Annotated in this window: 1 protein-coding gene; it reads right to left on the bottom strand. The window is 70.7% G+C overall.

All coding sequences use genetic code 11. From position 1 onward, the window contains the following. Nucleotides 1-236 precede the first annotated feature (236 nt). A complete protein-coding gene (gene ppdK / locus EYA84_RS29055; RefSeq protein ID WP_131057196.1) occupies nucleotides 237-3,026 on the bottom strand; it encodes a pyruvate, phosphate dikinase in 2,790 nt (929 codons plus the stop codon). Nucleotides 3,027-3,430: the final 404 nt, after the last annotated feature.

The following is a 3,430-nucleotide window of genomic DNA, read 5'->3' as shown; positions in this document are numbered from 1 at the left end:
GCCTGGTCTCCCGGGCCGGTGCCGCGCTCGCCGCCCGGCACCGCCCGACGTTGCCGACGCAGCGTCCCGACCCGCACGCCCCGCTGGCGGTACGCACCCCGATGGCCACCCTGCCCAGCCGGCGTCCGCATCGCGACCCCTACATCACCTGGCGTCGACCGCCGATGTGAGTCCGGCACCAAGCCCGACGGCACCGGCACCGGGCCGGTGGATGCGCGTCCACCGGCCCGTACGCGTCAGCGACTGTCCGAACCCGCCGTGACCACTGCGGCCCGCCCCGCCTCCAGCCGGGCCACCGGCACCCGGAACGGCGAGCAGGAGACGTAGTCCAGCCCGACCGAGTGGAAGAAGTGCACCGAGTCCGGGTCACCGCCGTGTTCGCCGCAGACGCCGATCTTGAGCCCGGGGCGGGCGGCCCGTCCCTCCTCGGCGGCGATCCGCACCAGCCGGCCGATCCCGTCCGCGTCGATGGACTCGAACGGTGAGATGCCGAAGATGCCCAGTTCCAGATAGCGCCAGAAGAAGGCGCCCTCCACGTCGTCGCGGGAGAAACCCCAGCCCATCTGGGTCAGGTCGTTGGTGCCGAAGGAGAAGAACTCGGCCGCCTCGGCGATCTGCCCGGCGGTCAACGCCGCCCGGGGCACCTCGATCATCGTGCCGATCAGCACCTCGACGTCGCTGCCGCCGACCACCTCACCGATGATCCGTTCCGCCTCCGCGCGGACCGTCTCCAACTCCTGCACCGCGCCGACCAGCGGCACCATGATCTCGGGGCAGGACCGTACGCCCTGCCGGGTGCACTCCACCGCCGCCTCGGTGATCGCCCGCACCTGCATCGCGAACAGGCCGGGGATCACCAGGCCGAGGCGTACGCCGCGCAGCCCCAGCATCGGGTTCTCCTCGTGCATCCGGCGTACGGCGGCCAGCAGCGCCTCCTCCTTGGCGACGTCCTCGCCGCGTTCCTGGGCGACCGCCACGTCGACCGCGAGCTGTTCCAGCGGGGGCAGGAACTCGTGCAGCGGCGGGTCGATCAGCCGGACGGTGACCGGCTGCCCGTCCATCTCCCGGAAGATCTCCACGAAGTCCGCCCGCTGCAACGGCAGCAGCGCGGCCAGGGCCTGCTCCCGTTCGTCCGCCTCGCGCGCCAGGATGAGCCGTTCGACCAGCTCACGGCGGTCGCCGAGGAACATGTGCTCGGTGCGGCAGAGCCCGATGCCCTCGGCACCGAAGCGCCGGGCCCGCGCCGCGTCGACGGCGGTGTCGGCGTTGGTGCGTACCGCCAGCCGCCGCGCGGCGTCGGCGTGCGACATGATCCGGTGTACGGCCCGGACCAGCGCGTCGTCCGTGCTCTCCGGGTCGAGTTCGCCCTCGAAGTACTGCACCACCTCGGAGGGCGTGGCCGGCACCTCACCCAGGTACACCTTGCCGGTGGTGCCGTCGATGGAGACCACGTCGCCCTCGGTGACCGTTCGCCCGGCCACGGTGAACCGCCGGCCGGGTACGTCGATGTCCAGCTCGTCGGCGCCGGAGACGCAGGTCTTGCCCATCCCCCGGGCCACCACGGCGGCGTGGCTGGTCTTGCCGCCACGCGAGGTGAGGATGCCCCGTGCGGCGATCATGCCGTTGAGGTCGTCCGGGTTGGTCTCCCGGCGGACCAGGATCAGGTCCTGGCCCTCGGCGGCCAGCTCCACGGCACGGGTCGAGGTGAAGACGACCGCACCGACGGCGGCACCCGGCGAGGCGCCGATGCCGGTGGCGACCGCCTGGAACTCGTGGTCGAGCTGGAAGCGGGGGAACATCAGCTGGGCCAGTTGGGCGCCGTTGACCCGGTGCAGCGCCTCGTCCAGGTCGATCAGCCCCTCGTCCACGAGCTGACCGGCGATGACGAACGCGGCGGCGGCGGTCCGCTTCCCGACCCGGGTCTGCAACATCCAGAGCTTGCCGTGCTCGATGGTGAACTCGATGTCGCACAGGTCCCGGTAGTGCCGCTCCAGCCGGGCCATGTAGTCGAGCAGTTCGTCGTAGGACGTCCGGTCGATCCGTTCCAGTTCCTGCAACGGCACGGTGTTGCGGATGCCGGCCACCACGTCCTCGCCCTGGGCGTTGGCCAGGTAGTCGCCGTAGATGCCCTGCGCGCCGCTGGCCGGGTCGCGGGTGAAGGCGACCCCGGTGCCGGAGTCCGGCCCGAGGTTGCCGAAGACCATCGCCACCACGTTGACGGCGGTGCCGAGGTCGGCGGGGATGCGTTCCTGCCGCCGGTAGACCACCGCCCGCTCCGCGTTCCACGAGTCGAAGACCGCGCGGATGGCCAGGTCGAGCTGCTCGCGCGGCTCCTGCGGGAAGTCCCGCCCGGTGTGCTTCCGGAAGATCTTCTTGTACGTGTCGACGAGTCCCCGCAGGTCGTCCGCGTCCAGGTCGAGGTCGTCGGTGGTGTTCCGGGCGCGCTTGGCGTCGTCGAGCGCCTGCTCGAACTCCTCCCCCGGCACGTCGCAGACGGTCTTGCCGAACATCTGGATCAGTCGGCGGTAGGAGTCCCAGGCGAACCTGTCACTGCCGCCGGAGGTGGCCGGGTCGGCGTTGCCGCCGGAGACGGCCGAATCTGCGTTGCCGCCGGAGGCGGCCGGACCGGTGGAGGCACCGGCCTGCCGGGCCAGGCCCACCACGGAGCGGTCGTTGAGCCCGACGTTCAGGACGGTCTCCATCATCCCGGGCATGGAGAACTTCGCCCCGGAGCGCACCGAGACCAGCAGCGGATCGTCCGGGTCGCCGAGCCGCCGGCCCATGCCCCGCTCCAGGGAGTCCAGGTGACGCGCGATCTGGTCGGCCAACCCGTCGGGCTCCGCGCCGGTGGCGAGGTACGCCTGGCACGCCTCGGTGGTGATGGTGAAGCCGGGCGGAACCGGCAGGCCGAGATTGGTCATCTCGGCCAGATTGGCACCCTTGCCGCCGAGCAGATCCTTGAGGTCCTTGTTGCCCTCGGCGAAGTCGTAGACGTACTTGTGTTCGACCGTTTCCTGCGTCACCAAAGCCTCCCACGCGCCCGGACTGACACTTAACGAAGGTTCAGTTTTCGATTTCCCCGGGATCGAACACTGCTAATCCAAGGGACTTTTCCGATCGGTGGGCGAAGGCTAAGCGAACGTCGTGAGCCCCGGGAACATTCGGTGACAAGGGGCACAGCAATCACCATCGGTCGCGCTCGCCACGGTCCCTGGGAACGTTTCCACGTGCACGAATACGCAACAGCCGGTCTCCCCGTACTCTTGACGGCACGCAGCGTCACGCTCGCACCTTTGCCAGAACCGCCGCGACTACACCCCTCGGAGCCGTCGTCGTGTCCACGCCCCCCACCACCGCCCCGCAGCCACCCGAGAGCACCGGCCCGGCCGGCGTACCCGCCGCGCGGACCGGCACCACCGCGGACCTGGCT

This window comes from Verrucosispora sp. SN26_14.1, assembly GCF_004307965.1.
GTDB lineage: Bacteria > Actinomycetota > Actinomycetes > Mycobacteriales > Micromonosporaceae > Micromonospora.
Note: the sequence above shows the minus strand (reverse complement) of the source record. Positions and strands in the feature narration are given on the sequence as shown.